The sequence below is a fragment of the uncultured Escherichia sp. genome (genome assembly GCF_948475835.1).
Taxonomy (GTDB): Bacteria; Pseudomonadota; Gammaproteobacteria; order Enterobacterales; family Enterobacteriaceae; genus ECMA0423.
Window position 1 is genome coordinate 1 of the sequence record NZ_CAOLGM010000263.1, and the last position, 513, is coordinate 513.

At 56.7% G+C, this 513-nt stretch carries 1 protein-coding gene; it reads right to left on the minus strand.

Annotated features, from left to right (window positions below):
• The coding region (locus QZF50_RS23715) for a transposase zinc-binding domain-containing protein (protein ID WP_290389047.1) at positions 1-470 on the minus strand (470 nt) is incomplete at its 3' end.
• Between the last annotated feature and the right edge of the window lie 43 nt (positions 471-513).

A 513-nucleotide genomic window follows, 5' to 3' on the forward strand; every position in this document is an offset into this window, starting at 1 on the left:
GGCCACTGCTGGTCACGCCCCCATGTGTGGATTACCGTGAATATCCCCGGCTCCACATCCGCCTGGCGGCAGATTTCCAGTATCACATCTGCTGCAATACGGCTCATCTCTGCCAGTAACCACCGGTTGTGGAACACCAGGGACCAGTACTGGCAGGGAAGTGTGAACACAATATGCTGCCACGGGCAGTCGGGGACCAGACTCAGCAGACACTGTATCCACTGTGCGCCAGCCTTCACTCCACAGTGCGGACAGGAGCGACTTTTGCACCGGAAGCAGACCTTTTTTGTATGGCAACAGTCCGGTGATGAACAGCACCACTGTGTGTACCCCATCAGTGTGGTTCCGCACGCCATGATTTTTGTCACCGACTCAATGACCACCGGACGTACTGAACCTTCCGGCTGTTTCTCCAGCCAGTTAAGCCAGCGGTTTTCCTGCTGGAAAATATCGGCAAAACGGGGAAGCATCAGAAGGGCGGGGTGACTCCGTCCGGCCAGTGAATCGTGCCGC